The following is a 23,281-nucleotide window of genomic DNA, read 5'->3' on the forward strand; positions in this document are numbered from 1 at the left end:
GCCGGCAGCCCCGTCTACCGTGCCGGTATGACTCCACGATTCGACGCCATCGGCCTGGTGGCCTCCGACATGGCCGCGTCCGTCGCCTTCTACCGGCGGCTCGGTTTCCCGTTCCCCGAAGGCGCCGAGACCCAGCCGCACGCCGAGGCCGAACTCCCGGGCGGAATGCGGCTGATGCTCGATACCGAGGAGACGGTCCGCTCCTTCCACCCCGGCTGGCGGGTCCCGGCGGGCGGCAGCCGCACCGGCCTCGCCCTGCGCTGCGACAGCCCCGCCGAGGTCGACGCCGTGTACGAGCGGCTGGTGGGCGAGGGGGCGCACGGGGAGCTCAAGCCGTGGGACGCGGTGTGGGGCCAGCGGTACGCGTCCCTGCACGACCCCGACGGCAACGGCGTCGACCTGTACGCCCCGCTACCCGGCGGCGAGTAGCCGCGTCAGCGGCACGCCGGTCAACTCCCTGACGTCCCGGGCGAGATGAGCCTGGTCGGCGAAGCCGCACCGGGCCGCCGTCGCCGCGTACGGCACGCCGGCCCGGGCCAGCGCGAGCGCCCGCTGGAGGCGCAGGATCCGGGCCAGCGTCTTCGGCCCGTACCCGAAGGCGACGAGGGACCTGCGGTGCAACTGCCGTGCCCCGAGCCCGAGTTCGTCGGCTGTCACGCCGACCGGCAGGCCCGCGTCGAGGGAGGCCACCAGGGCGCGCAGGACGGGGTCGGCGGGGGCGGCGCGCTCCAGCACGATGTCCTCCAGCGCGGTGGCCGGGTCGGCCGCCCCGGCGATACGGCTCCGCAGCCGCCGTACGTCCGCAGCAGGCCACAGGTCCGCCAACTCGACCCGGAGGTCACGCAGTTCGTGCGCGGGCACACCGAGGAAGGCGGGTGCGGTACCGGGGTGGAAACGCAGGCCGACCCAGGTGCTGGGAGCGCCTGCGGTGACCCACGCCCGCGTATCGGGGCCTGCGACCAGCAGCCGCCCGTCGTTCCAGAGCAGGTCCATGCACCCGTCGGGCAGGACGCGTCCGGCGCCGTCACCGGTCCAGAGGACGGCACCGGCGAGCCTGGACGCCCGTTCCGTGTACACCCACCCAGGCTAGGACGTCCGGGCGCCGGCCGCCCGCACCCGAAACTCCTGCGGACTGACCCCGTAGCCCCTCTTGAACGCACTCGACAGAGCGAAGGCGCTGCCGTAACCGACCTGCCGGGCGATCGCGTCCAGCGTCGAGGTGCCCTCCCGCAACCGATCCGCGGCCAACGCCAGCCGCCATCCCGTCAGATACGCCATCACCGGCTCCCCCACGCGTTCCGTGAACCGCCGGGCCAGTGCCGCCCGGGAGACCCCCGCCTTGGCGGCGAGGGACGCCACCGTCCACGGATGGGCCGGATCGTCCTGCATCAGCCGCAGCACCCGCCCGACCACCGGGTCGGCGAGCGCCGCGTACCAGGCGGGCGTCTCCGCCTCGGGGCGGGAGAACCAGGCCCGGAGCGCGGCGATCACCAGCAGGTCGAGCATCCGGTCCAGGACGACCTCCTGGCCGGGTTCGTCGCGCACGATCTCCGCCATGAGGAGCGGGGTCAGCGGGCACTCCCACACGTCGGTGGTCAGGGACAGCAGCGGCGGCAGGGCGTCCAGGAGCCGGTTGCTGATCTCGCCGTCCATCAGGTACGTCCCGATGAGCAGCACCGTCCCGCCGTCGAGCCGGTCGCCCCAGCTGCGGACACCGAGGTCCATGGAGCCGTTCAGGGTCCGGCCGTCGGGGTGGCGGCACTCGGCGCCGGGCAGGATCAGCGCCTGTGGGGCGGTGTCCGGGGCGTCGGCACAGGTGTAGGGGTCGGGTCCGCGGGCGATGGCGAGGTCGCCGGGGCGCAGTCGGACGCTCTCCCCCGTGTCGGGCAGGACGACGGCCTCTCCGCGGACCATCAGCATCACCGTCAGCGGCGCCCGGTCCTCCACCCGCACCGCCCAGGGCGGGTCGAAACACGCCCGGATCATGAAAGCGCCACGCGCCCGCGGTCCTTCCAGCAGGCCTGCCAGAGCGTCCATGGGGCCAGCGTAGACGCGCCCTTAGGGGAAGGAGCCGTTCAGCGGCGGTCCCTTGCGGGGCAGGGGAGTTGCCCCGCCCGGTGATGCGGCCGTCGGTCCGGGCGGGCGCCCTCAGCCCCCGTCGGCCCGCACCCGGCACCGCGCCCCTGTCATGACCCCTCCGGCTTGTGCGGGGGATGCGTCGACTTCGCGTGGGTCCGCAGGCGGGACGTCACGTCCTCCGGCGGCAGGAAGCGGGACCAGCGCTCCGGGAACTCCGAGGGCATGTCGGGGTCGTCCGGATCGACGTCCGTGTCCCGGACGCCGGCCGCCGCGCGGGCCACGTACTCGGCGACCTGCGCCTCCCGCACCCGCTCGTTCGCGGCGCGCGCCGCCGCCGTCGCCGCGGCCGGCCAGACGCGGTCGATCGCCGCATTGACGGCCGCGCCCACCAGGACCGCGAAGGCCGAGACGCCGATCCACAGGAGCACGGCGACCGCGGCCGCCAGCGAGCCGTAGATCGTCGCGCCCTCGATCGTGCTCTGGAGGTAGATCCGCAGCAGGAAGCTGCCCAGCACCCACATCGCGAGGGCCACGAGGGCGCCGGGGACGTCCTCGATCCACGGTGAGCGCACCGGGACGGACACGTGGTACAGCGTCGTCAGGAAGGCGACGGACAGGATGATCACCACGGGCCAGTACAGGACCTGCACGACCGTCGCCGACCAGGGCACGATCCGCACCACGGCGTCCGGCCCGGCCACCATCAGCGGCAGCGCCACCGAGCCGATCAGCAGCGCCGCGATGAACAGCGCGAACGCGACCAGCCGGGTCTTGACGATGCCCCGGACGCCGTCGAGGCCGTACATGACGGTGATGGTGTCGATGAAGACGTTGACCGCGCGCGACCCGGACCACAGGGCGAACAGGAAGCCGACGGAGATGACATCGGGGCGGCCGCCCTTCATCACGTCGTCGAGGATCGGCTGCGCGATCTGCCGCACCCCCTTGTCGGACAGCACCGTGCGCGCCGCGGCCAGGAGGTTGGCCTCCAGGCTGCTGATGCTGTCGGTGCCGGTCCAGTCGTCGACGTAGCCGAGCAGGCCGATGAGGCTGAGCAGCAGCGGTGGTACCGACAGCAGCGAGAAGAACGCGGCCTCGGCGGCGAGCCCCAGGATGCGGTACTCGATGCACGAGTTGACGGTGTCCTTGAGCAGCAGCCAGGCGGTCCTGCGCTTGGAGACGTTCCGGTAGAGCGCTCGGGCCCGGTGGAGCCGCCCGGAGGGTTGTTGAGGGGATTCGCTTGCTGCCTGCACGACCTAAAGGTATCCGCCAGGAGAGCGTGCACTCATCCCCCGGCCCCGGCGCGGGGCACTCACCACAGGGCTCTGACTAGGCTCGAACCGGCCACCGCCGCCCCACCGCGTGGTCACTCCAGGCACACACCTCCCCTGCTTTTCGACGCACGGCACGCGGCAGCCTGGGCCCCCGCCCCGGAGACGACCCCACCCACCCCCGTGTCCGTCATGTGACCCACCCCGCACCCCGGGGTACTTTCGCAGGCATGGCAGGCACCACGCACACCGTGACCAACCAGCCCCCACCCCTGATCGGCTACGACGTCTACGGCGCCGACCTCGCGCTGAAGGAAGCCGTGGCGCGGCATGTCGCCCCGTCCCTGCTCGACGAGGTCGACGGCGAGCTGTCGGCGCTCGGCCGGTCCTGCGGCTCCGCGCAGGTGCAGGAGTGGGGTGCCCAGGCCAACGAGAACCCGCCCCGGCTGCGCACCCACGACCGCCACGGCCACCGCGTGGACGAGGTCGAGTTCCATCCCGCCTGGCACCGCGTGCTCGGCAAGGGCGTCGCCGCGGGCCTGACCGCCGCCTGGGCCCGCCCCGGCGGACACGTGCGGCGTGCGGCCGCCTTCCTGCTGTGGACGCAGGTCGACGCGGGCAGCTGCTGCCCCCTGTCGATGACCCACGCGGCGGTACCCGCCCTGCGCACCGACCCCGATCTCGCCGCCGAGTGGGAGCCCAGACTCACCTCCATGGTCTACGACCGCGAGCTGCGGCCCGCCCATCTCAAGGCGGGGGCGCTGTTCGGGATGGGCATGACGGAGAAGCAGGGCGGCAGCGACGTCCGGGCGGCCACCACGACCGCCCGCCCCTTCCCCGACGGCGAGACCTACGAGCTCACCGGCCACAAGTGGTTCTGCTCGGCCCCCATGTCGGACGGCTTCCTGGTCCTCGCCCAGGCGCCCGGCGGACTCACCTGCTTCCTGGTCCCCCGGGTCCTGGACGACGGCACCCGCAACCCCTTCCTCCTCCAGCGCCTGAAGGACAAGCTCGGCAACCGCTCCAACGCCTCCGCCGAGGTCGAGTTCGAGGGGACCTGGGCCCGCCGCGTCGGGGACGAGGGCCGCGGGGTCCGCACCATCATCGAGATGGTCGCGGCGACCCGGCTGGACTGCGCCCTCGGCTCCGCAGGCCTGATGCGCCAGGCCGTGGTCCAGGCGATCCACCACTGCACGCACCGCGAGGCCTTCGGCGGCAAGCTCGTCGACAAGCCCCTGATGCGCAACGTCCTCGCGGACCTGGCCCTGGAGTCCGAGGCGGCGACCACCCTCGCGCTGCGGCTGGCCGCCGCCTACGACAACGGCGACGAGCAGGAGCGCGCCTTCCTGAGGATCGCGGTACCGGTGGCGAAGTACTGGATCACCAAGCGCTGCACACCTCTCATCACGGAGGCCGCGGAGTGCCTGGGCGGCAACGGCTACGTCGAGGAGTCGGGCCTGCCCCGCCTGGTCCGTGAGTCACCGCTGAACTCGATCTGGGAGGGCGCCGGCAACGTCCAGGCCCTGGACGTCGTACGGGCCCTCCGGCGCGAACCGCAGGCGCTGAACGCCTACCTCCTGGAGATCGGCCGCACCAGGGGTGCCGACCACCGCCTGGACGCCGCCGTCAAGAGCCTCTTCACGGAACTGGCCGACCTGGACGGCATCGAGGGCCGCGCCCGCCACCTCACCGAACGCCTGGCCCTCGTCCTCCAGGGCTCCCTCCTGGTCCGGCACGCCCCACCGGAGGTGGCCGACGCCTTCTGCGCGTCCCGCCTGGGCGGGGACGGGGGCACGGCCTTCGGCACTCTGCCGACGAGCCTGGACCTCAAGGCTGTGGTGGACCGGTCAAGGCCGCAGGCCTGACCCGATCCGGGGGCGCGGGGAACTGCGCGACAAGCCCCCACCGGCCCGCAGCCGCAAACGCACCCGACGAGGCACACCGCAGGCGCCCGGCCAAACCGTCGGAGACGGGGGTGGTGCTGCGCCGACACGGCACCACCCCCGTGATGGCCCAGAGGCCGAAAAACGCCGCTGCGAGACGACGTCCGCTCAAGTTTCAACCAGGCCGGGGCCCACCACCAGGGTTGCAGGGGGTTGCAACTTCCTGGTGACTGTGGCCGGACCGCCCTCCCGCCCCCGACGCGAGCGGCACTATTGGACGGACAGTCAAGACAGCCGGCCAGGACGCGCAGCCACGACGGACGGAGGGCGGACCCGTGCCGATCTCGCCGACACATGTGACCCATCTGGCCGCCGTGGACTCGGCTCGCGCGGCCAGGGTGCTGAGCGAGGTCCGCTCCGCCACCCTGTCCGGCCGGCCCGCACCGCTCGCCCCGCGGCCCGTGATCGAGGAGTCCTGGAGCCGCATGCTGCGCGGCGGCGTCGACCCCGACCACGATTTCCGGTCAGGTCTGCTGTCCCCGGAGGAGGTCCAGCGGCGCCGGGAGGACACCCGGCTCCGGCACGTCCTGCCGGTCCTCAGGGACGGCCTGCTGGCGGTCGCGGACGTCGCCCACCACATCATGGTCGTCGCCGACGAGGACGGCCGGGTGCTGTGGCGGGAGGGCAGTTCGCCGGTGCTGCGCAAGGCCGACGGCACCGGCTTCGAACTCGGCGCCGACTGGCGGGAGAACGTCGTCGGCACGAACGGCATCGGCACCCCGGTGGTGGTGGGCCACCCCGTGCAGGTGTTCGCCTCCGAGCACTTCGTGCGCTCGCAGACCACCTGGACCTGCACCGGCGCCCCCATCAAGGATCCGCGGGACGGCCGCCTGATCGGGGTGGTCGACGTGAGCGGACCACTGGACACCATGCATCCGGCCACGCTCGCCTGGGTCGACTCGGTGGCCAAGCTCGCCGAGGCGCGGCTGCGCGAGCTGCATCTGACCTCGCTGGAGCACCTGCGGGCCGTGGCCTCGCCGGTGCTCGCCCGGCTCACCGGCAGGGCCCTGGTGGTGGACCGGGACGGCTGGACGGCGGCGGTGACCGGAATGCCGTACCCGAACCGGATCGCGCTGCCCAAATCGCCCTCGCCGGGACGCCGTTGGCTGCCCGCGCTCGGTCTGTGCACGCTGGAGCCGCTGGCGGGCGGCTGGTTGATCCGGGCCGCCGACCAGCCGGAGCCGCCCGGCGTCACCCGGATCGTCCTGGATCTCGCGCACCCGCGTCGCTGGACGGTGACCGTGACGGCCGGCGGCGGATCGGTCACCTGGAGTCACGAACTGAGCCCCAGGCATGCCGAGTTGCTCTATCTGCTCGCACTGCACCGCTCGGGCCGGACCGCGGCGGGCCTGGCCGAGGACATGTTCGGCGATCCGGTCCGTACGGTGACGGTACGGGCGGAGATGTCCCGGGTACGACGGTACCTCGGGGCCTTCCTGGAGCACCGGCCGTATCGTTTCTGCGAGGACGCCGAGGTGGAGGTGCTGCTTCCGGAGAGCCCGGCCGATCTGCTGCCGCACTCGACGGCCCCGGCCGTGCTCGGGGCCCGCGCCGTCACCGAGACCGAGTGAAAACCCTCGATCTGGGCGCATCTCCCGCATAATTGCACGGTCTTCGTCCCCAACCGTGCCGTACTGCCGTAGCATCCCTCTACGGGCCACCCCACCTGCTCCTCGGTCAACGTACGGATCATCAGGCGCAGTTGGCCCGCCTCGGGAGGACGTATGAAGCATCGTGGCAGACACCGCAGGCGGAGGCGCGGTCGAGCCCTGCGCGCCTTCCTGGCCGGGACCGCCCTCGCGCTGACCGCCGCCGCCACCATGATCAGCGCCTCCCAGGCCACCGTGGCCGCCAATCCCGGGGAGTTGAAGTCCCTCGACTCCCCCGCCGAGACCGCCTCCCTGCGCCTGAGGGAATCCCTGGTTCCCGAGCGGTCGCTCGACCGGCTCTCCGCCGCGATGGGACGCCCCGTCGGGGTCTCCGCGGTCCTCGACTCCGCCGAACGGAGCCTGCGCGACGCAATCGACTGCACGGCCGGCGAGCGCGAGGCACTGCCGGTGGCGCCGAGCGCCACCGCCGCGTACTGCTGGGACGCCGCCGACACCCGGTCCTGGCGGGCCGGGGCGGTCACCACCTCGGGGGACGCCGACGACGACGGCGTGTGGGGCACCCACCGGGTGATCCTCTCCGCGTGGAGCCGCACCGGGACCGCGGCGCACGGCGGGGGCCTGGCCCGGGTCGCCTTCGTCGACGCCGACGACATGAGCCGTCCCACCTACTCCTGGGTCCTGCTGGCCGTCCCGGTCGACGGCGGACGCGACTACCGCGGGCTGGTCTCCCAGGTCTCCGGCATGGTCTGGTACCAGAACAAGCTGCTGGTGACCGCGAGCGGCGACGGCGGCGACGCGCTGTACGTGTACGACATCAACCGCATCCAGCGGGCCGGCGTCCGCAGCGACGCGGTCGGCAAGGTGCGCGGCGGCTGGTCGGCGCACGGCGCCCAGTGGGTGCTGCCCGCGGTCGGCTCCTACCGCCTGACCGGAGGGGACACGGGCGGCGCCCGTCCCGACTACCTCTCGCTGGACCGCAGCACCGCCCCGGACTCCCTGGTCGCGAGCGAGTGGGTGTCCTCGGGCGACGACCGGGGCACGCGGCTGTGGCGCTACGACTTCAGCGGCGCCGCCGGCCGCGCCGGGCTGCTGGCCACCGACGCCGGGGGCTACGCGCGCGTGCACGACGCCTACCTCACCAAGGCCTCCGGGTCCGGCCCGGTCCTGTCGTACGACTCCCAGTGGTATCTGAGCCGGGCGGCAGGCGCCGAGGGCGATCACGGCACCCTGTGGCGCCAGACCACCTCCGGCCCCGCCAAGGCCACCCGCTGCGGCACGGACGACTCCCGCAACTGCTGGAGCGGGGAGTCGGAGTCGCTGTCGTACTGGGAGCAGACCGGCGAGGTGTGGTCGCAGTCGGGTCGGGTGCTGTTCGCCCTGCCGCTGACCTCCATCGACAGATCTCTGGGATAGATGATTCCCTGATCGGCATGCCGAACATCGCCGTGACCACCTGGTCCCTGGAACAGACCGCCCCGACCGACCTTCTCCCGGCCGAGCCCCCGGAGGGCGACGTCCGCATCCATCGCGCGGAAGTCCCCTCCCCCGAGTTCAGCCGCTTCCTGTACGCCTCCGTGGGCGGGGACATCCGCTGGACCGACCGGCTCTCCTGGACGTACGCGCGATGGCGGGAACACCTGGAGCGGCCGGGTGTGGAGACCTGGGTGGCCTACGACCGTGGCACCCCCGCCGGTTACGTGGAGCTGGAGCCCCAGGACGACGGGGTGGTGGAGATCGTCTACTTCGGCCTGATACCGGCCTTCCGCGGGAGGCGGATCGGCGGCCACCTGCTCTCGTACGGCGTCGCCCGCGCGTGGGACCTCGCGGACCGCTGGCCGGGGCTGACGGACACCAAGCGGGTGTGGCTGCATACGTGCAGCAAGGACGGTGAGCACGCGATGGGCAACTACCAGCGCCGGGGCTTCAAGCTCTTCGACACCAAGGTCGAGGAGGAGGCGGAGGTATCCACGCCGGGGCCCTGGCCGGGGGCCTACCCGGCCTGACCTGCGGGAACAAGAGGTCTCGCGATCTTTGTGACCAACGACACCCTTGTCTCGCCTGGCGAGACAAGGGTGTCCACATGACGGATAAAGCTGGACTGTGTCCAGATCGCCGTGACACGCTTCCGTCATGTCTGGAACTGGAATTGCCTTGGTGAGTCGGCGGCACGTCGACCTCGGCCGCATGTCCAGCGCCATCTGTCCGGTGCGCTGACGAGCCGCAGCGTCACCCGGTACTCACTCCCGTTCTCCTCCCCGCGCAACGCCGCGCAGGTACACCCATGCGCCCGTACGCGCAGGTAAGAGCCGCTTTCCGCCTGTCCCGAAGGACGTAACAACCATGGCCGCCACCCCGCAGAACCCTGCTGCCGCAGCGCCCCGCCGCAAGGTGAGCCGTCACCGCGGTGAGGGTCAGTGGGCCGCGGGGCACCACACCCCGCTCAACGGCAACGAGCAGTTCAAGAAGGACGACGACGGTCTCAATGTGCGGACACGCATTGAGACGATCTACTCGAAGCGCGGTTTCGACTCGATCGACCCCAACGACCTGCGCGGCCGGATGCGCTGGTGGGGCCTCTACACCCAGCGCAAGCCCGGGATCGACGGCGGCAAGACCGCGATCCTGGAGCCGGAGGAGCTGGACGACAAGTACTTCATGCTGCGGGTGCGGATCGACGGCGGACGTCTCACCACCCAGCAGCTGCGCGTGATCGGCGAGATCTCCGAGGAGTTCGCCCGCGGCAGCGCGGACATCACCGACCGGCAGAACATCCAGCTGCACTGGATCCGCATCGAGGACGTCCCGGAGATCTGGAACCGGCTGGAGGCCGTCGGCCTGTCCACCACCGAGGCCTGCGGCGACACCCCGCGCGTCATCATCGGTTCGCCGGTCGCCGGCATCGCCGAGGACGAGATCATCGACGGCACCCGGGCGATCGACGAGATCCACGAGCGGTACATCGGCAGCAAGGAGTTCTCCAACCTGCCCCGCAAGTTCAAGACGGCGATCTCCGGCTCCCCGCTCCTGGACGTGGTCCACGAGATCAACGACATCGCCTTCGTCGGCGTCGAGCACCCCGAGCACGGCCCCGGCTTCGACCTGTGGGTCGGCGGCGGCCTGTCCACCAACCCCAAGCTCGGCGTCCGGCTCGGCGCCTGGGTGCCGCTGGAGGAAGTCCCCGAGGTGTGGGCCGGCGTGGTCGGCATCTTCCGCGACTGGGGCTACCGGCGGCTGCGCACCCGAGCCCGGCTGAAGTTCCTCGTCGCCGACTGGGGCCCGGAGAAGTTCCGCCAGGTCCTGGAGGACGACTACCTGAAGCGCCGGCTGGTCGACGGTCCCGGGCCCGCCGAGCCCTCGGGCCGCTGGCGCGACCACGTCGGTGTGCACCGGCAGAAGGACGGCCTCTTCTACGTCGGCTTCGCCCCGCGCGTCGGCCGCGTCGACGGCGCCACCCTCACAAAGATCGCCGAGGCCGCCGAGGCCCACGGCTCGGGCCGGGTGCGGACCACCGTCGAGCAGAAGATGATCATCCTCGATGTCGAGGAGGCACAGGTCCAGCCGCTGGTCGAGGCCCTGGAGGCGCTCGACCTGACGGCCAGGCCCTCGCCCTTCCGGCGCGGCACCATGGCCTGCACCGGCATCGAGTACTGCAAGCTCGCCATCGTCGAGACCAAGCAGCGCGGCGCCACCCTGATCGACGAACTCGAGCGCCGCATCCCGGAGTTCGACGAGCCGCTCACCATCAACCTCAACGGCTGCCCGAACGCCTGCGCCCGTATCCAGGTGGCGGACATCGGTCTCAAGGGCCAGCTGGTGCTCAACGACAAGGGCGAGCAGGTCGAGGGCTACCAGGTGCACCTGGGCGGCGCGCTCGGCCTGGAGGCCGGGTTCGGCCGCAAGGTGCGTGGCCTGAAGGTCACCTCCGAGGAGCTGCCCGACTACGTCGAGCGGGTCCTGAAGAGGTTCCAGGCCGAGCGCGAGGACGGCGAGCGCTTCGCCGCCTGGGCCTCGCGCGCCTCCGAGGAGGCACTGTCGTGAGCGAGCGGGCCGCCCCCTTCTACTGCCCCTACTGCGGCGACGAGGACCTGCGCCCCAGCGAGCAGGGCCACGGCGCCTGGGAATGCGCGGCCTGCAACCGCGCATTCCAGTTGAAGTTCCTCGGGCTGCTCGCCCGGGGCCTTCAGCACCATGACGCAGGGGGAGACGAGATATGACCACGACTCAGGAAGAGCGCACGACCGACGAGCTCAAGGCCCTCGCCGAGCAGGCGGGCCGTGACCTGGAGGACGCCTCCGCCCTGGAGATCCTCCAGTGGGCCGTCGACACCTTCGGCAAGCGTTTCTGCGTGACCTCGTCGATGGAGGACGCGGTGGTCGCGCATCTCGCCTCCCGCGCGAGGAAAGGCGTGGACGTCGTCTTCCTCGACACCGGCTACCACTTCGAGGAGACCATCGGCACCCGGGACGCGGTCGAGGCCGTGATGGACGTCAACGTCATCACGCTGACCCCGCGTCAGACGGTCGCCGAGCAGGACGCGGAGTACGGCCCGAAGCTGCACGACCGCGATCCCGACCTGTGCTGCAAGCTGCGCAAGGTCGAGCCGCTGGAGCGGGGTCTGAAGGACTACGTGGCCTGGGCGACGGGCCTGCGCCGCGACGAGTCCCCGACCAGGGCCAACACCCCGGTCGTCGGCTGGGACGAGAAGCGGCAGAAGGTCAAGGTCTCCCCCATCGCCCGCTGGACCCAGGACGACGTGGACGCGTACGTGCAGGAGCACGGCGTGCTCACCAACCCGCTGCTGACGGACGGTTACGCGTCCGTCGGCTGCGCCCCCTGCACCCGCCGTGTCCTGGAGGGCGAGGACGCGCGCGCCGGCCGCTGGGCCGGGCGTTCCAAGACCGAGTGCGGGCTGCACGGATGACCGCCAACGCCTTTCGGGCAGACAGCAAGGAGTTGCACGTGACGACCGGAGCCACCGTCTGGCTCACGGGTCTGCCGAGTGCCGGCAAGACCACCATCGCGTACGAGCTGGCAGGCCGGCTGCGCGAGGAGGGCCACCTCGTCGAGGTGCTCGACGGCGACGAGATCCGCGAGTTCATCTCCGCGGGCCTCGGCTTCAGCCGCGAGGACCGGCACACCAACGTGCAGCGCATCGGCTTCCTCGCCGAACTGCTCGCCCGCAACGGCGTCAAGGCGCTGGTCCCGGTCATCGCGCCGTACGCCGACAGCCGTGAGGCGGTGCGCAAGCGCCACCAGGAGAGCGGCACCGCGTACATCGAGGTGCACGTGGCGACCCCGGTCGAGGTGTGCTCCGTACGCGATGTGAAGGGCCTGTACGCCAAGCAGGCGGCGGGCGAGCTGTCCGGGCTGACCGGGGTCGACGACCCCTACGAGGCGCCCGAGTCGCCCGATCTGCGGATCGAGTCGCAGCACCAGACCGTCCAGGAGTCCGCGGCCGCGGTCCACGCGCTGCTCACCGAGAGGGGACTGGCATGACGACGACCGTCGCCACGGCGGACGAGGGCACGGAGGCTCCGTACGCCCTGTCCCACCTGGACGCCCTCGAGTCCGAGGCCGTGCACATCTTCCGTGAGGTGGCGGGTGAGTTCGAGCGGCCGGTGATCCTGTTCTCCGGCGGCAAGGACTCCATCGTCATGCTGCACCTGGCGCTGAAGGCGTTCGCGCCGGCCGCTATCCCCTTCTCGCTGCTGCATGTGGACACCGGACACAACTTCCCCGAGGTCCTTGAGTACCGCGACCGTGTGGTGGCCGCCCATGGGCTGCGTCTCCATGTGGCCTCCGTACAGGACTACATCGACCGCGGTGTGTTGAAGGAGCGTCCGGACGGGACCCGCAACCCGCTCCAGACCCTCCCCCTGACCGAGAAGATCCAGGCGGAGAAGTTCGACGCGGTCTTCGGCGGTGGCCGCCGCGACGAGGAGAAGGCCCGCGCCAAGGAGCGGGTGTTCTCGCTGCGGGACGAGTTCTCGCAGTGGGACCCGCGCCGCCAGCGCCCCGAGCTGTGGAACCTGTACAACGGCCGCCACGCACCCGGTGAGCACGTCAGGGTCTTCCCGCTGTCCAACTGGACCGAGCTGGACGTGTGGCAGTACATCGCCCGGGAGGGCATCGAGCTGCCGGAGATCTACTTCGCCCACGAGCGTGAGGTGTTCTCGCGCAGCGGCATGTGGCTCACCGCCGGTGAGTGGGGCGGGCCGAAGGACGGCGAGACGGTCGAGAAGCGGCTGGTGCGCTACCGGACCGTCGGGGACATGTCCTGCACGGGTGCCGTCGACTCCGACGCGGTGACGCTCGAGCAGGTCATCACGGAGATCGCCGCCTCCCGGCTCACCGAGCGGGGCGCCACCCGCGCCGACGACAAGATGTCCGAGGCCGCGATGGAAGACCGTAAGCGCGAGGGGTATTTCTAGAGATGAGCACGACCACTTCCGAGGTGCTCTCGGAGACGACCCTGCTGCGGTTCGCGACCGCGGGCTCCGTCGACGACGGCAAGTCCACCCTGGTCGGACGGCTGCTGCACGACTCCAAGTCGGTCCTGACCGACCAGCTGGAGGCGGTCGAGCGCGCCTCCGCGAGCCGCGGCCAGGACGCGCCCGACCTCGCGCTGCTCACCGACGGCCTGCGCGCCGAGCGCGAGCAGGGCATCACCATCGACGTCGCCTACCGCTACTTCGCCACCCCGCGCAGGCGGTTCATCCTCGCCGACACCCCCGGCCACGTGCAGTACACCCGCAACATGGTGACGGGTGCCTCCACGGCCGAGCTGACGGTGATCCTGATCGACGCCCGCAACGGCGTCGTGGAGCAGACCCGTCGGCACGCGGCCCTCGCGGCCCTGCTGCGGGTGCCGCACGTCGTCCTCGCCGTCAACAAGATGGACCTCGTCGACTACGCCGAGCCCGTCTTCGCCGCCATCGCCGAGGAGTTCACGGCGTACGCGACCGAGCTGGGCGTCCCGGAGGTCACCGCGATCCCGATCTCGGCGCTCGCCGGGGACAACGTGGTGGAGCCGTCCGCGAACATGGACTGGTACGGCGGTCCGACCGTCCTGGAGCACCTGGAGACGGTCCCGGTCACGCACGACCTGAGCCACTGCCACGCGCGTCTGCCCGTGCAGTACGTGATCCGGCCGCAGACCGCGGAGCACCCCGACTACCGGGGGTACGCCGGTCAGATCGCCGCCGGTTCCTTCCGGGTCGGCGAGCAGATCACGGTGCTGCCCTCGGGCCGTTCCACGAAGATCGCCGGCATCGACCTGCTCGGTGAGCCGGTCGACGTGGCCTGGACGACCCAGTCGGTGACGATCCTCCTGGAGGACGACATCGACATCTCGCGCGGCGACCTGCTGGTGCCCAGCAAGGACGCCCCGCCGACCACCCAGGACATCGAGGCGACCGTCTGCCACGTGGCCGACGCCCCGCTGACGGTCGGTCACCGGGTGCTGCTCAAGCACGGCACCCGCACGGTCAAGGCGATCGTCAAGGACATCCCGTCCCGGCTCACGCTCGCCGACCTGTCCCTGCACCCGCACCCCGGACAGCTCGTCGCCAACGACATCGGCCGGGTGAAGATCCGTACCGCGGAGCCGCTGCCCGTGGACTCCTACTCCGACTCGCGGCGCACCGGTTCGTTCATCCTGATCGACCCGAACGACGGCACCACGCTCACCGCGGGCATGGTCGGCGAGTCGTTCGCGTCCCCGGAGCCCGTCAAGGACGAGTCCGAGGACGACGGGTGGGACTTCTGACATGAACTCCACCGACTACTTCTCCACGTTCGCGAAGGAGGGCGGCCGCGTAGGCAGCGGCGCGCTCGGCAGCGGGCAGGGCGGAGTCGCGCGATGTGTGCGCTGACGTACGCGCACCGCTTGCGCGCCCCGTCCCCCCACAGCCGTAGACGCAGACCTGCCGACCTCCCGGCCACGACCTGAGAGACCGTGACCGCCGGGCCTCCGAGAGGAACACCTCCCGTGCCTGCTTCATCCGCTCTTCGCCGCTCCTTCGCGGTCATCGCCGCGCTCCCGCTGCTCACCCTCGCCGCTTGCGGCTACGGCTCCGACGCCAAGGACACCGACACCGCCAAGGTCGCCGCCGGGGCCAAGAAGATCGACGGACTCGACTCCGTCAAGATCGGCTACTTCGGCAACCTCACCCACGGCACCGCCCTCGTCGGGGTGAACAAGGGCTTTTTCCAGAAGGAGCTGGGCGCCACCAAGGCGTCGTACGCGACCTTCAACGCCGGCCCGTCCGAGATCGAGGCGCTCAACTCCAAGTCGATCGACATCGGCTGGATCGGCCCCTCCCCGTCGATCAACGGTTACGTCAAGTCGGGCGGCAAGAGCCTGAAGATCATCGGCGGTTCGGCCTCCGGTGGTGTGAAGCTGGTCGTCAACCCGGACAAGATCAAGTCCCTGAAGGACGTCAAGGGCAAGAAGATCGCCACCCCGCAGCTCGGCAACACCCAGGACGTGGCGTTCCTCAACTGGATCGCCGACCAGGGCTGGAAGGTCGACGCGCAGAGCGGCAAGGGTGACGTCACCGTCGTCCGCACCGACAACAAGATCACGCCGGACGCCTACAAGGCCGGTTCCATCGACGGCGCCTGGGTGCCGGAGCCGACCGCGTCCAAGCTGGTCGCCGAAGGCGGCAAGGTGCTGCTCGACGAGGCGTCGCTGTGGCCGGACAAGAAGTTCGTGATCACGAACATCATCGTGCGCCAGGACTTCCTCAAGGAGCACCCGAAGGCGGTCGAGGCCGTCCTGAAGGCGTCGGTGGAGGCCAACAAGTGGATCAACGCCAACCCTGACGCGGCGAAGGCGGCGGCGAACAAGCAGCTCGAGGCGGACTCCGGCAAGGCGCTCAAGCCCGCGGTCCTGGACCCGGCCTGGAAGTCGATCCAGTTCACCAACGACCCGCTGGCCGCCACCCTCAACACCGAGGCGGAGCACGCGGTCAAGGCCGGTCTGCTGAAGAAGCCCGACCTCGACGGGATCTACGACCTGACGATCCTCAACAAGGTCCTCAAGGCCGACGGTGAGCCCACGGTGGACGCCGCCGGTCTCGGCACCAGCTGACCCCGGTCCCCGAAGAGTTCCCAGGAGGTGACGACCATGGCCACGACCACGACGCTCGCCAAGGCCGACGAGTCCGTCGAGTACGCAGCACGCCTCGATCACGTCTCGAAGTCCTTCGCGGGACCGGGTGGACAGCAGCTCGTCCTGGACGACGTCAGCATCGATGTCGCGCCGGGCGAGTTCGTCACCCTCCTGGGGGCCTCGGGCTGCGGCAAGTCCACGCTGCTCAACCTGGTCGCTGGGCTGGACCAGCCCAGCGCGGGCGCGATCACGACGGACGGCCGCCCCGCCCTGATGTTCCAGGAGCACGCCCTCTTCCCGTGGCTGACCGCGGGCAAGAACATCGAACTCGCCCTGAAACTCAGGGGAGTTCCCAAGCCCGACCGGCGCGGCAAGGCCGAGGAACTGCTCGAACTGGTCCGCCTGAAGGGCGCGTACGGCAAGCGGGTGCACGAGCTGTCGGGCGGTATGCGTCAGCGGGTGGCACTGGCCCGCGCGCTCGCCCAGGAGAGCAACCTGCTGCTGATGGACGAGCCGTTCGCGGCCCTCGACGCCATCACCCGGGACGTGCTGCACGACGAGATCACCCGGATCTGGGCGGAGACCGGCGTGTCCGTCCTGTTCGTCACGCACAACGTGCGCGAGGCGGTACGGCTCGCGCAGCGCGTGATCCTGCTGTCCTCGCGACCCGGCCGGATCGCCCGGGAGTGGACGGTCGGCATTCCGCAGCCGCGCCGCATCGAGGACGCGCCCGTGGCCGAACTGGCCCGTGAGATCACCGAAGAACTGCGTGGGGAGATCCGCCGTCATGGCCAGCACTGACACGACACCGGCCCAGGACGCCGGGAGCGTAGAGGCGGGCCTCGACGCGCTGGAGACCCAGGTCAGCGGCCGCCCGACTCTGCGGCAGACCTTCGTCAACAAGATCCTGCCACCGGTCATCGCGCTCGCGGTGGTCCTCGTGGTGTGGACCCTGCTCTACCCGGTCGTCGACGACCCGTCGAAGCTGCCGTCGCCGTCAGCCGTGGGCTCCACGTTCAAGGAGGCCTGGCTCCAGGGCGACCTGCTCGGCTACATCTGGACCAGCGTCTCGCGCGGTCTGCTGGGCTTCTTCTTCGCCCTGCTGATCGGCACCCCGCTGGGACTGCTCGTGGCCCGGGTGAAGTTCGTCCGCGCGGCCATCGGCCCGATCCTGTCCGGCCTCCAGTCGCTGCCGTCGGTGGCGTGGGTGCCGCCGGCCGTGATCTGGCTGGGACTGAACAACTCCATGATGTACGCGGTGATCCTGCTCGGCGCGGTTCCCTCCATCGCCAACGGCCTGGTGTCCGGCGTCGACCAGGTGCCGCCGCTGTTCCTGCGGGCCGGCCGCACCATGGGCGCGACGGGCGTCAAGGGCATCTGGCACGTCACCCTGCCGGCCTCGCTGCCCGGCTATGTGGCGGGACTCAAGCAGGGCTGGGCATTCTCCTGGCGCTCGCTGATGGCCGCGGAGATCATCGCCCAGTTCCCCGACCTGGGCGTGGGGCTCGGCCAGTTGCTGGAGAACGGCCGCACCAACAGCGACATGGCCATGGTGTTCGAGGCGATCCTGCTCATCCTGTTCGTCGGCATCGCGATCGACCTGCTGATCTTCAGCCCGCTGGAGCGGTGGGTGCTGCGCAGCCGCGGTCTGCTGGTGAAGGGCTGAGCCCATGCGTCGTACGAAGCCGGTCCGCCCCGTCCTTGTAGTGATCGCCCACGGCAGCCGCGACCCGCGGCACGCCGCGACGGTGCACGCTCTCGTACGGCGGGTGCGCGCGCTGCGCCCGGGCGTGCGGGTGGAGACCGGCTTCCTGGACTTCAACATCCCTTCCGTGCAGGGCGTGTTGGAGTCGCTGGCGGCGGAGGGCGTCCGCGACGTCGTGGCGCTGCCCCTGCTGTTGACGCGGGCGTTCCACGCGAAGGCGGACATCCCCGCGGTCCTGCGGGACGCCCCGCCGCAGTTGCGGATCCGGCAGGCGGAGGTGCTGGGCCCGTCCCCGCTGCTCCTGTCCGCGCTCGAACGGCGGCTGTACGAGGCGGGGTTGACGCCCGCCGACAAGTCCTCGACCGGGGTCGTGCTGGCCTCGGCGGGGTCCACCGACCCGGAGGCGATCGCAGTGATCGCTGACATCGCGCGGGAGTGGCGGCACACCGGTTGGTGCGCCGTGCGGCCTGCGTTCGCCTCCGCGGCTTTGCCCCGCACCGAGGACGCGGTACGGGAACTCCGGGCGCTCGGCTGCGCCCGGGTCGCCGTGGCGCCGTACGTCCTCGCCCCGGGCTTCCTCCCCGACCGCATCGCGCGCGGCGCGGTGGAGGCGGATGTGCTGGCGGAGGTGCTGGGGGCGGCGCCGGAGGTGGCGCGGGTGGTGCTCGGACGGTACGACGCGGCGTGGGCGCGAGGGCTGCGGCTTTCTGTGAGTGCGTGAGAGGCGCGTGAGAGGCACCTTTCCTCGGCGCGAGGCGCGTTTGGTCGGCGCGAGGCGCGTTTGGTCGGCGCGAGGAACGCTTACTCGGCTACGGCGGCCACGGCCTCGTCGGCAAGCCGCACCAGTTCGCTCAGGGGCATGGATCCGGCCTCCCTGCGTTCCCGCGCGAAGGTGTTGGCGAGGTGCTGGAGGAGTTCGTTCAGGGGGGTCGGGACGCCGTGGAGGCGGCCGAGGAGGGCGATCTCGCCGTTGAGGTAGTCGGCCTCGACCGTTCCGGTGCCGCGGACGAGGGACTGCCAGGAGGAGCCGCCGCCGCGCGGGACGTTCTCCAGCGGCACGAGGGTCACCTTGTCGCCGCGCCGCGCGCGCTGTTCCTCGGGGCTCGCGTGCGCGATACCGGCGGCGTCGAGCACGGCTGTGCCCTCGGCGCGGACCCGCTCGACGAACTCCAGGGCGGCCTCGCCCTCGACGGGGCCGGTGACCGCCTCGACCGCGTTGGCGAGGTTGGCCAGCAGCTTGGCGTACTGCCAGCGGGCCAGGTCCGGCACGACCGGCGCCTCGAACCTCGCCTTCTCCAGGTCATCGGCGATCGGCCGCAGGGTCTCGTCCGTGCCCCGCGGATACCGGCCCAGGTGCAGGATTCCGGTGAGCGGGCTGCCCGCGGCGGAGACGACTCCGGGCTCCACGAAGGTGGCGGGCAGCCACACGCAGACGCCGTACACGTGGCGGAACGTGCGCAGGGCCATCCGCTGGCCCTCCACGCCGTTCTGCGCGCACAGCAGCGGCAGCCGTCCGGCCGCCGTGCCGCCGCCCTCCACGGGGGCGGGGCCCCAGGCGTCCAGGGCGGCCTGGGTGTCCTGGGTCTTCACGGCGAGGACGAGCACGTCGTCGGCGCGCAGGGTGCCGAGTCCGGCCGGGCCGTCCACGACGGGCAGCCGGTGGGTGAACTCCCCGTCCGGCACCCGCAGCCGCAGTCCCCCGTCCCGGAGCGCCGCGTACTGCGCCCCGCGAGCGACCAGCACGACTTCGCACCCGGCCCCGGCAAGCCGCCCACCGACGACCCCACCGACCGCCCCTGCCCCGATGATGATGTAGCGCATGGGAGGAGCCTCGCACAGGGCATCCGCCGGCGTTCGGGGCGGTGGCGCTTATCGGGGTGACTGGCTGCGGGGAGCTTCGGGGGCGGGGTCCCGCAGTCCCCCGAGAACCGGCCAGGGGCCGCACTTCGACAACCGGGCGAGGAAGGCCCCTGCGACGACCTGCCGGGCGTCACGCATTGAGGACGGCCGGGACCACCCCGCGAAGACCGGCCCCGCGAACACCCCGCCGAAGCCGGTCCCCCCGTCACCCCCCGAACGGTGTCGCCTGATGGAAGTACAGCAGCCAGCCGCTCGCCGTGAGCCGCCACAGTGAACTGCGATGCGCGCGGCTGCCGTTGTGCTCCGTGTCGAAGGTCAGGTGGACCAGGCCGGGGGCCAGCTCCACCCCCTTCATACCGGTCGCCGTGATCGGTTCGGACTCCTGGTCCGTGATGCCGGCGAGGGCCGCGATGATCGACGCCCGGTCCCAGTGCCGGCCGGACGCTCCGAACTCGTGGAACTCGGGGTGCAGCAGCGCCCCCACCAGCTCCGGCGAGGCCCGCACCCCGGGGTCGAGGAGCCGCAGCTCCCCCGCGACAGCCGCTTCCACGGCGGCGCCGCCGTCAGGCACCGGTCATCTCCACCAGCTTGACGACCGTGTTCCAGTTACGGCTGGTGGCGATCACGCCCTTGTTCAGCCGGGGCTTGGAGAGGTGTTCGGCGAGCTTGGAGCGGCCGAGGCCGTCCGGGACGTAGAGGTACAGGGCGCGGTCGCCGAGACGGAACTCCTCCGGGAGGTAGGCAGCCTGGTCGATCTCCGCGAAGCGGTCCGCGTCGACGGGCGCCGAGAAATACGTCACGTGCAGCTGCTTCGCCTCCAAATCCCCTGCCGGAAAGGGGCAGTCGTCGGCGATGGCCCTCAGGTAGGCGTGGTCGCGGACGATCACGTCGACCGCGAAGCCGAACCGCTTCTCGATCGCGCCCGTGAGCTCGGCGGCCAGGGACTCCTCGTCGCCGTGGTCGGCGGTGAAGACGGCCTGGCCGCTCTGGAGGTAGCTGCGCACACCGCTGTGGCCGAGCCCCTCCATCAGCGTGCGCAGGTCGGCCATGGGGACCTTCCTGCTGCCTCCGACGTTGATTCCGCGCAGCAGCGCCGCGTACGTGGTCGTCATGGGCACAGCGTAGGGCGGCCCGGAGCACCGACCCCGATCACCGCCCCGCACAAGCCCCGTTAGATGTAAGGGTCACGATCCTCCCCAGTACGGAGGGCACGCGGTCCCTCCGGAGGAGCCGACCGCCCCCGCACTTCACCGGACAGCACGACGAGACGCGTTTATCCAGCTCATACCTTCGAAACGAGAGGTGACGGCAGGGGGCTGTCACCGGTTCCGAGGGGGCAAGCCCGTCATGGGGAACGGAGACACAAGGGTGCGTGGCCTGGCCGCCCGGGCCGGCGGCTGGAGCGCACGGCACCGATGGGCTGCCGTCGGGATCTGGGTGCTGTTCGTCGTCCTGGCGATGGGAATCGGCTCGGCCGCGGGCCGCGTCGACGTCAAGGAGAGCGACCAGCTGAAGGGCGAGACCCACACCGCCGCGAAGATCATCGAGGACGCCGGGATCGACGAGCCCGCCAGTGAGACGGTGCTGATCCAGGCCAAGGACGCCGGCGGCAAGGCGACCGACGCGGACTTCAGGGCCGCCGTCACCGCGGTCATGAAGGCGGTCGAGGGCACCGGCAAGGTCACCGACGTGACCTCGCCGTACGACACGAAGACGATCTCGAAGGACGGCCGCAGCGCACTCGTGCAGTTCGACATGCGCGGCGAGGCGGACACCGCGGGCGACCGGGTCGAGCCGGTGCTGAAGGCCGTCGAGGGGGTGCAGAAGGAGCACGGGTCGCTGCGGATCGAGGAGATCGGCGGCGCGAGCATGCAGAAGACGTTCTCCGACGCGTTCGGCGACGACTTCAAGAAGGCCGAGCTCTCCGCCGTGCCGGTGGCCCTCGGCATCCTGCTCATCGCCTTCGGCGCGCTGGTCGCGGCCCTGCTGCCGGTGCTGCTCGCGGTCAGCGCGATCATGGCGACGATGGGCCTGATGGGCATCGTCAGCCATGTGATGCCGATGAGCGACACCGCCAACTCGGTGATGCTGCTGGTCGGTCTGGCCGTGGGTGTCGACTACTGCCTGTTCTATCTGCGCCGTGAGCGCGAGGAGCGGCAGGCCGGGCGGGACTCGCAGACCGCCCTGAAGATCGCCGCCGCGACCAGCGGCCGCGCGATCATCGTCTCCGGTGTCACGGTGTGCGTGGCGATGGCGGGAATGCTGTTCACCGGGCTCGCCGAGTTCGAGGCGATGGGCCTGGCCTCGCTGATGGTCGTGGCGGTCGCCATGGTCGGTTCCGTGACCGTGCTGCCCGCGCTGCTCTCGCTCCTCGGCGAGCGGGTCGAGAAGGGCAAGATCCCCTGGCTGCACCCGGAGAGCCGGCTGCGCCGCAAGCGGGCCGGGAACCGGGAGAGCCGCTTCTGGACCGCCGTGCTGAAGGGCGTCCTAGCCAAGCCGCTCGTCTGCGTCGTGGTCGCGGCCGGCGCCCTGCTCGCCATCGCGGCGCCCGCGCTCGGCATGAAGACCCAGAACCTCACCCTGGACCAGGAGTTCGGCGACTCGCTGCCGATCGTGCAGACCTACAACCGGGTCAACGCCTCCTTCCCCGGCGGTTCCGAGCCGGCCGAGGTGGTCGTCAAGGCCGCCGACATCAACGCCCCCGAAGTCACCGCCGCACTGGCCGACTTCAAGGCGCGGGCGATCTCCTCGGGCGCCTCCCGGGGCCCGGTCGAGATCAAGCTGCACGACGCGCAGAACCTCGCCTTCGTCTACGTCCCGCTGGTGGGCGGCTCCGACTTCGACAAGGCCGGTCAGAGCCTGGACAAGCTGCGCGACGAGGTCCGTCCGGCCACGCTCGGCAAGGTCGACGGGCTCCAGGCGCCGATCACCGGTCAGGTCGCCGGGTCCAAGGACTTCAACGACCAGCTGACCGGGGCGGTCGTCCCGGTGTTCGCGTTCGTCGTGATCTTCGCCTTCGTGCTGATGCTCCTGTCGTTCCGCTCGCTGACCGTCGCGATCACCTCGATCGTGCTCAACCTGCTGTCGGTGGGCGCGGCCTACGGCATCCTCGTCGCCGTCTTCCAGCACGGCTGGGGCGCGTCCCTGGTGGGCGCGGAGGGCGTCGGGGCCATCATCACCTGGCTGCCGCTGTTCCTCTTCGTGATCCTGTTCGGTCTGTCGATGGACTACCACGTGTTCGTGGTCTCGCGGATCCGCGAGGCGCGGCTGCGGGGCCGTACGACGCGGGACGCGATCCAGCACGGGGTGGTCACCACGGCCGGTGTCGTCACCAGCGCGGCCGTCATCATGGTCGCCGTGTTCGCGATCTTCGGAACGCTGTCCATGCAGTCCATGAAGCAGATGGGCGTGGGCCTGGCGGCCGCGGTGCTCATCGACGCGACGATCATCCGGGGCGTGCTGCTCCCGGCGGTCATGGCGCTGCTCGGCGAGCGCAACTGGTACCTGCCGAAGTGGCTGAACCGGCTGCCGGACCTCACCCACGACGAGTCCGCGGACGCCGTGGCGGGACCCACGCCGGCCCGGGACGACGAGGGTGAGCGCGTGAGGGTCTGATCCCCTCGGCGGGGCCGAACCCCCCTCATCGGGGCAGAACCCCCTGATACCGAGGGCCCGTTGGCGACCGGGGTGCCAACGGG

23 protein-coding genes are annotated in these 23,281 nt (G+C 71.2%); 17 read left to right on the forward strand and 6 right to left on the reverse strand.

All coding sequences use genetic code 11. The features are described 5' to 3' along the window. The first annotated feature begins 27 nt into the window (after window positions 1–27). Entirely contained in the window at window positions 28–429 is a 402-nt protein-coding gene (locus IF54_RS0101500; protein WP_107047779.1) for a VOC family protein, read from the forward strand. Here the strand turns inward: IF54_RS0101500 and IF54_RS0101505 are convergent. The 3 genes from IF54_RS0101505 to IF54_RS0101515 all read right to left on the reverse strand — a co-directional run bounded on the left by IF54_RS0101505 (window position 412) and on the right by IF54_RS0101515 (window position 3,332). Next, the gene (locus IF54_RS0101505; RefSeq protein ID WP_030313565.1) at window positions 412–1,077 is read right to left on the reverse strand and encodes a helix-turn-helix domain-containing protein; all 666 of its coding nucleotides are present in this window, start codon (window positions 1,075–1,077) and stop codon (window positions 412–414) included. The two genes, IF54_RS0101500 and IF54_RS0101505, sit on opposite strands and share 18 nt — an antisense overlap. A gap of 9 nt (window positions 1,078–1,086) precedes the next feature. Continuing rightward, window positions 1,087–2,037 carry an AraC family transcriptional regulator gene (locus tag IF54_RS0101510; RefSeq protein ID WP_030313567.1) on the reverse strand — a complete coding sequence of 317 codons (951 nt, stop codon included), beginning with the start codon at window positions 2,035–2,037 and terminating at the stop codon, window positions 1,087–1,089. 149 nt (window positions 2,038–2,186) lie between these two features. Beyond that, the gene (locus IF54_RS0101515) at window positions 2,187–3,332 is read right to left on the reverse strand and encodes a YihY/virulence factor BrkB family protein (RefSeq protein WP_030313568.1); all 1,146 of its coding nucleotides are present in this window, start codon (window positions 3,330–3,332) and stop codon (window positions 2,187–2,189) included. 248 nt (window positions 3,333–3,580) lie between these two features. Here IF54_RS0101515 and IF54_RS0101520 point away from each other — a divergent pair, with 248 nt between their 5' ends. The 15 genes from IF54_RS0101520 (at window position 3,581) to IF54_RS0101590 (ending at window position 18,444) form a co-directional block, all read left to right on the forward strand. Next, the gene (locus tag IF54_RS0101520) at window positions 3,581–5,215 is read left to right on the forward strand and encodes an acyl-CoA dehydrogenase family protein (protein ID WP_030313571.1); all 1,635 of its coding nucleotides are present in this window, start codon (window positions 3,581–3,583) and stop codon (window positions 5,213–5,215) included. Window positions 5,216–5,568: 353 nt separating this feature from the next. Further along, a complete protein-coding gene (locus tag IF54_RS0101525; protein ID WP_030313574.1) occupies window positions 5,569–6,864 on the forward strand; it encodes a GAF domain-containing protein in 1,296 nt (431 codons plus the stop codon). A gap of 153 nt (window positions 6,865–7,017) precedes the next feature. Next, window positions 7,018–8,316: a hypothetical protein gene (locus IF54_RS0101530; protein ID WP_030313575.1), complete on the forward strand. Its 1,299-nt coding sequence runs from the start codon at window positions 7,018–7,020 to the stop codon at window positions 8,314–8,316. 17 nt (window positions 8,317–8,333) lie between these two features. Next, the gene (locus IF54_RS0101535) at window positions 8,334–8,906 is read left to right on the forward strand and encodes a GNAT family N-acetyltransferase (protein WP_030313577.1); all 573 of its coding nucleotides are present in this window, start codon (window positions 8,334–8,336) and stop codon (window positions 8,904–8,906) included. A 127-nt stretch (window positions 8,907–9,033) separates the two neighbouring features. Next, the gene (locus IF54_RS44125) at window positions 9,034–9,117 is read left to right on the forward strand and encodes a putative leader peptide (RefSeq protein ID WP_349817346.1); all 84 of its coding nucleotides are present in this window, start codon (window positions 9,034–9,036) and stop codon (window positions 9,115–9,117) included. Window positions 9,118–9,243: 126 nt separating this feature from the next. Next, on the forward strand, window positions 9,244–10,941 hold the full coding sequence (locus IF54_RS0101540) for a nitrite/sulfite reductase (RefSeq protein WP_030313580.1): 1,698 nt from the start codon (window positions 9,244–9,246) through the stop codon (window positions 10,939–10,941). Continuing rightward, window positions 10,938–11,117 (forward strand): hypothetical protein, encoded by a 180-nt coding sequence (locus IF54_RS0101545; RefSeq protein ID WP_030313582.1) that lies wholly within the window; start codon window positions 10,938–10,940, stop codon window positions 11,115–11,117. The genes IF54_RS0101540 and IF54_RS0101545 overlap by 4 nt, the downstream gene beginning before the upstream one ends. Then, window positions 11,114–11,824 (forward strand): phosphoadenylyl-sulfate reductase, encoded by a 711-nt coding sequence (locus IF54_RS0101550; RefSeq protein ID WP_030313584.1) that lies wholly within the window; start codon window positions 11,114–11,116, stop codon window positions 11,822–11,824. Before IF54_RS0101545 ends, IF54_RS0101550 begins: the two co-directional genes overlap by 4 nt. After that, window positions 11,821–12,399 (forward strand): adenylyl-sulfate kinase, encoded by a 579-nt coding sequence (gene cysC / locus IF54_RS0101555; RefSeq protein ID WP_078851833.1) that lies wholly within the window; start codon window positions 11,821–11,823, stop codon window positions 12,397–12,399. Before IF54_RS0101550 ends, cysC begins: the two co-directional genes overlap by 4 nt. Continuing rightward, window positions 12,396–13,334, forward strand: coding sequence for a sulfate adenylyltransferase subunit CysD (gene cysD, locus IF54_RS0101560; protein WP_030313588.1), 939 nt, complete (start codon window positions 12,396–12,398; stop codon window positions 13,332–13,334). The genes cysC and cysD overlap by 4 nt, the downstream gene beginning before the upstream one ends. 2 nt (window positions 13,335–13,336) lie before the next feature. Continuing rightward, window positions 13,337–14,671, forward strand: a complete 1,335-nt coding sequence (locus IF54_RS0101565) for a sulfate adenylyltransferase subunit 1 (RefSeq protein WP_030313589.1) — start codon at window positions 13,337–13,339, stop codon at window positions 14,669–14,671. Between the two features lie 222 nt (window positions 14,672–14,893). Next, window positions 14,894–15,997: an ABC transporter substrate-binding protein gene (locus IF54_RS0101575; protein WP_030313593.1), complete on the forward strand. Its 1,104-nt coding sequence runs from the start codon at window positions 14,894–14,896 to the stop codon at window positions 15,995–15,997. A 36-nt stretch (window positions 15,998–16,033) separates the two neighbouring features. Continuing rightward, window positions 16,034–16,819, forward strand: a complete 786-nt coding sequence (locus tag IF54_RS0101580; RefSeq protein ID WP_030313594.1) for an ABC transporter ATP-binding protein — start codon at window positions 16,034–16,036, stop codon at window positions 16,817–16,819. Continuing rightward, a complete protein-coding gene (locus tag IF54_RS0101585) occupies window positions 16,806–17,684 on the forward strand; it encodes an ABC transporter permease (protein WP_030313596.1) in 879 nt (292 codons plus the stop codon). The genes IF54_RS0101580 and IF54_RS0101585 overlap by 14 nt, the downstream gene beginning before the upstream one ends. A 4-nt stretch (window positions 17,685–17,688) precedes the next feature. Next, window positions 17,689–18,444, forward strand: coding sequence for a sirohydrochlorin chelatase (locus IF54_RS0101590; protein WP_037819041.1), 756 nt, complete (start codon window positions 17,689–17,691; stop codon window positions 18,442–18,444). Between the two features lie 80 nt (window positions 18,445–18,524). On the opposite strand, the gene IF54_RS0101595 is transcribed toward IF54_RS0101590, so the two are convergent. The 3 genes from IF54_RS0101595 to IF54_RS0101605 form a co-directional block, all read right to left on the reverse strand. Continuing rightward, window positions 18,525–19,544, reverse strand: coding sequence for a ketopantoate reductase family protein (locus tag IF54_RS0101595; RefSeq protein ID WP_030313599.1), 1,020 nt, complete (start codon window positions 19,542–19,544; stop codon window positions 18,525–18,527). Window positions 19,545–19,788: 244 nt separating this feature from the next. Further along, window positions 19,789–20,154, reverse strand: coding sequence for a DUF4440 domain-containing protein (locus IF54_RS0101600; RefSeq protein ID WP_030313601.1), 366 nt, complete (start codon window positions 20,152–20,154; stop codon window positions 19,789–19,791). Further along, a complete protein-coding gene (locus tag IF54_RS0101605) occupies window positions 20,147–20,695 on the reverse strand; it encodes a DUF1697 domain-containing protein (RefSeq protein ID WP_030313603.1) in 549 nt (182 codons plus the stop codon). Before IF54_RS0101605 ends, IF54_RS0101600 begins: the two co-directional genes overlap by 8 nt. A gap of 235 nt (window positions 20,696–20,930) precedes the next feature. Here IF54_RS0101605 and IF54_RS0101610 point away from each other — a divergent pair, with 235 nt between their 5' ends. After that, a complete protein-coding gene (locus tag IF54_RS0101610) occupies window positions 20,931–23,198 on the forward strand; it encodes an MMPL family transporter (RefSeq protein ID WP_030313605.1) in 2,268 nt (755 codons plus the stop codon). Window positions 23,199–23,281: the final 83 nt, after the last annotated feature.

This window comes from Streptomyces sp. NRRL B-3229, from assembly GCF_000719505.1.
Taxonomy (GTDB): domain Bacteria; phylum Actinomycetota; class Actinomycetes; order Streptomycetales; family Streptomycetaceae; genus Streptomyces; species Streptomyces griseorubiginosus.

Excerpts from the sequence above, each read along its gene's own strand:
- IF54_RS0101500 (WP_107047779.1), top strand. The coding sequence starts at position 28 with ATGACTCCACGATTCGACGCCATCGGCCTGGTGGCCTCCGACATGGCC.
- IF54_RS0101510 (WP_030313567.1), bottom strand. The coding sequence starts at position 2,037 with ATGGACGCTCTGGCAGGCCTGCTGGAAGGACCGCGGGCGCGTGGCGCT.
- IF54_RS0101520 (WP_030313571.1), top strand. The coding sequence starts at position 3,581 with ATGGCAGGCACCACGCACACCGTGACCAACCAGCCCCCACCCCTGATC.
- IF54_RS0101530 (WP_030313575.1), top strand. The coding sequence starts at position 7,018 with ATGAAGCATCGTGGCAGACACCGCAGGCGGAGGCGCGGTCGAGCCCTG.
- IF54_RS0101535 (WP_030313577.1), top strand. The coding sequence starts at position 8,334 with ATGCCGAACATCGCCGTGACCACCTGGTCCCTGGAACAGACCGCCCCG.
- IF54_RS44125 (WP_349817346.1), top strand. The coding sequence starts at position 9,034 with ATGTCTGGAACTGGAATTGCCTTGGTGAGTCGGCGGCACGTCGACCTC.
- IF54_RS0101540 (WP_030313580.1), top strand. The coding sequence starts at position 9,244 with ATGGCCGCCACCCCGCAGAACCCTGCTGCCGCAGCGCCCCGCCGCAAG.
- IF54_RS0101550 (WP_030313584.1), top strand. The coding sequence starts at position 11,114 with ATGACCACGACTCAGGAAGAGCGCACGACCGACGAGCTCAAGGCCCTC.
- cysC (WP_078851833.1), top strand. The coding sequence starts at position 11,821 with ATGACCGCCAACGCCTTTCGGGCAGACAGCAAGGAGTTGCACGTGACG.
- cysD (WP_030313588.1), top strand. The coding sequence starts at position 12,396 with ATGACGACGACCGTCGCCACGGCGGACGAGGGCACGGAGGCTCCGTAC.
- IF54_RS0101565 (WP_030313589.1), top strand. The coding sequence starts at position 13,337 with ATGAGCACGACCACTTCCGAGGTGCTCTCGGAGACGACCCTGCTGCGG.
- IF54_RS0101580 (WP_030313594.1), top strand. The coding sequence starts at position 16,034 with ATGGCCACGACCACGACGCTCGCCAAGGCCGACGAGTCCGTCGAGTAC.
- IF54_RS0101585 (WP_030313596.1), top strand. The coding sequence starts at position 16,806 with ATGGCCAGCACTGACACGACACCGGCCCAGGACGCCGGGAGCGTAGAG.
- IF54_RS0101590 (WP_037819041.1), top strand. The coding sequence starts at position 17,689 with ATGCGTCGTACGAAGCCGGTCCGCCCCGTCCTTGTAGTGATCGCCCAC.
- IF54_RS0101595 (WP_030313599.1), bottom strand. The coding sequence starts at position 19,544 with ATGCGCTACATCATCATCGGGGCAGGGGCGGTCGGTGGGGTCGTCGGT.
- IF54_RS0101605 (WP_030313603.1), bottom strand. The coding sequence starts at position 20,695 with ATGACGACCACGTACGCGGCGCTGCTGCGCGGAATCAACGTCGGAGGC.
- IF54_RS0101610 (WP_030313605.1), top strand. The coding sequence starts at position 20,931 with ATGGGGAACGGAGACACAAGGGTGCGTGGCCTGGCCGCCCGGGCCGGC.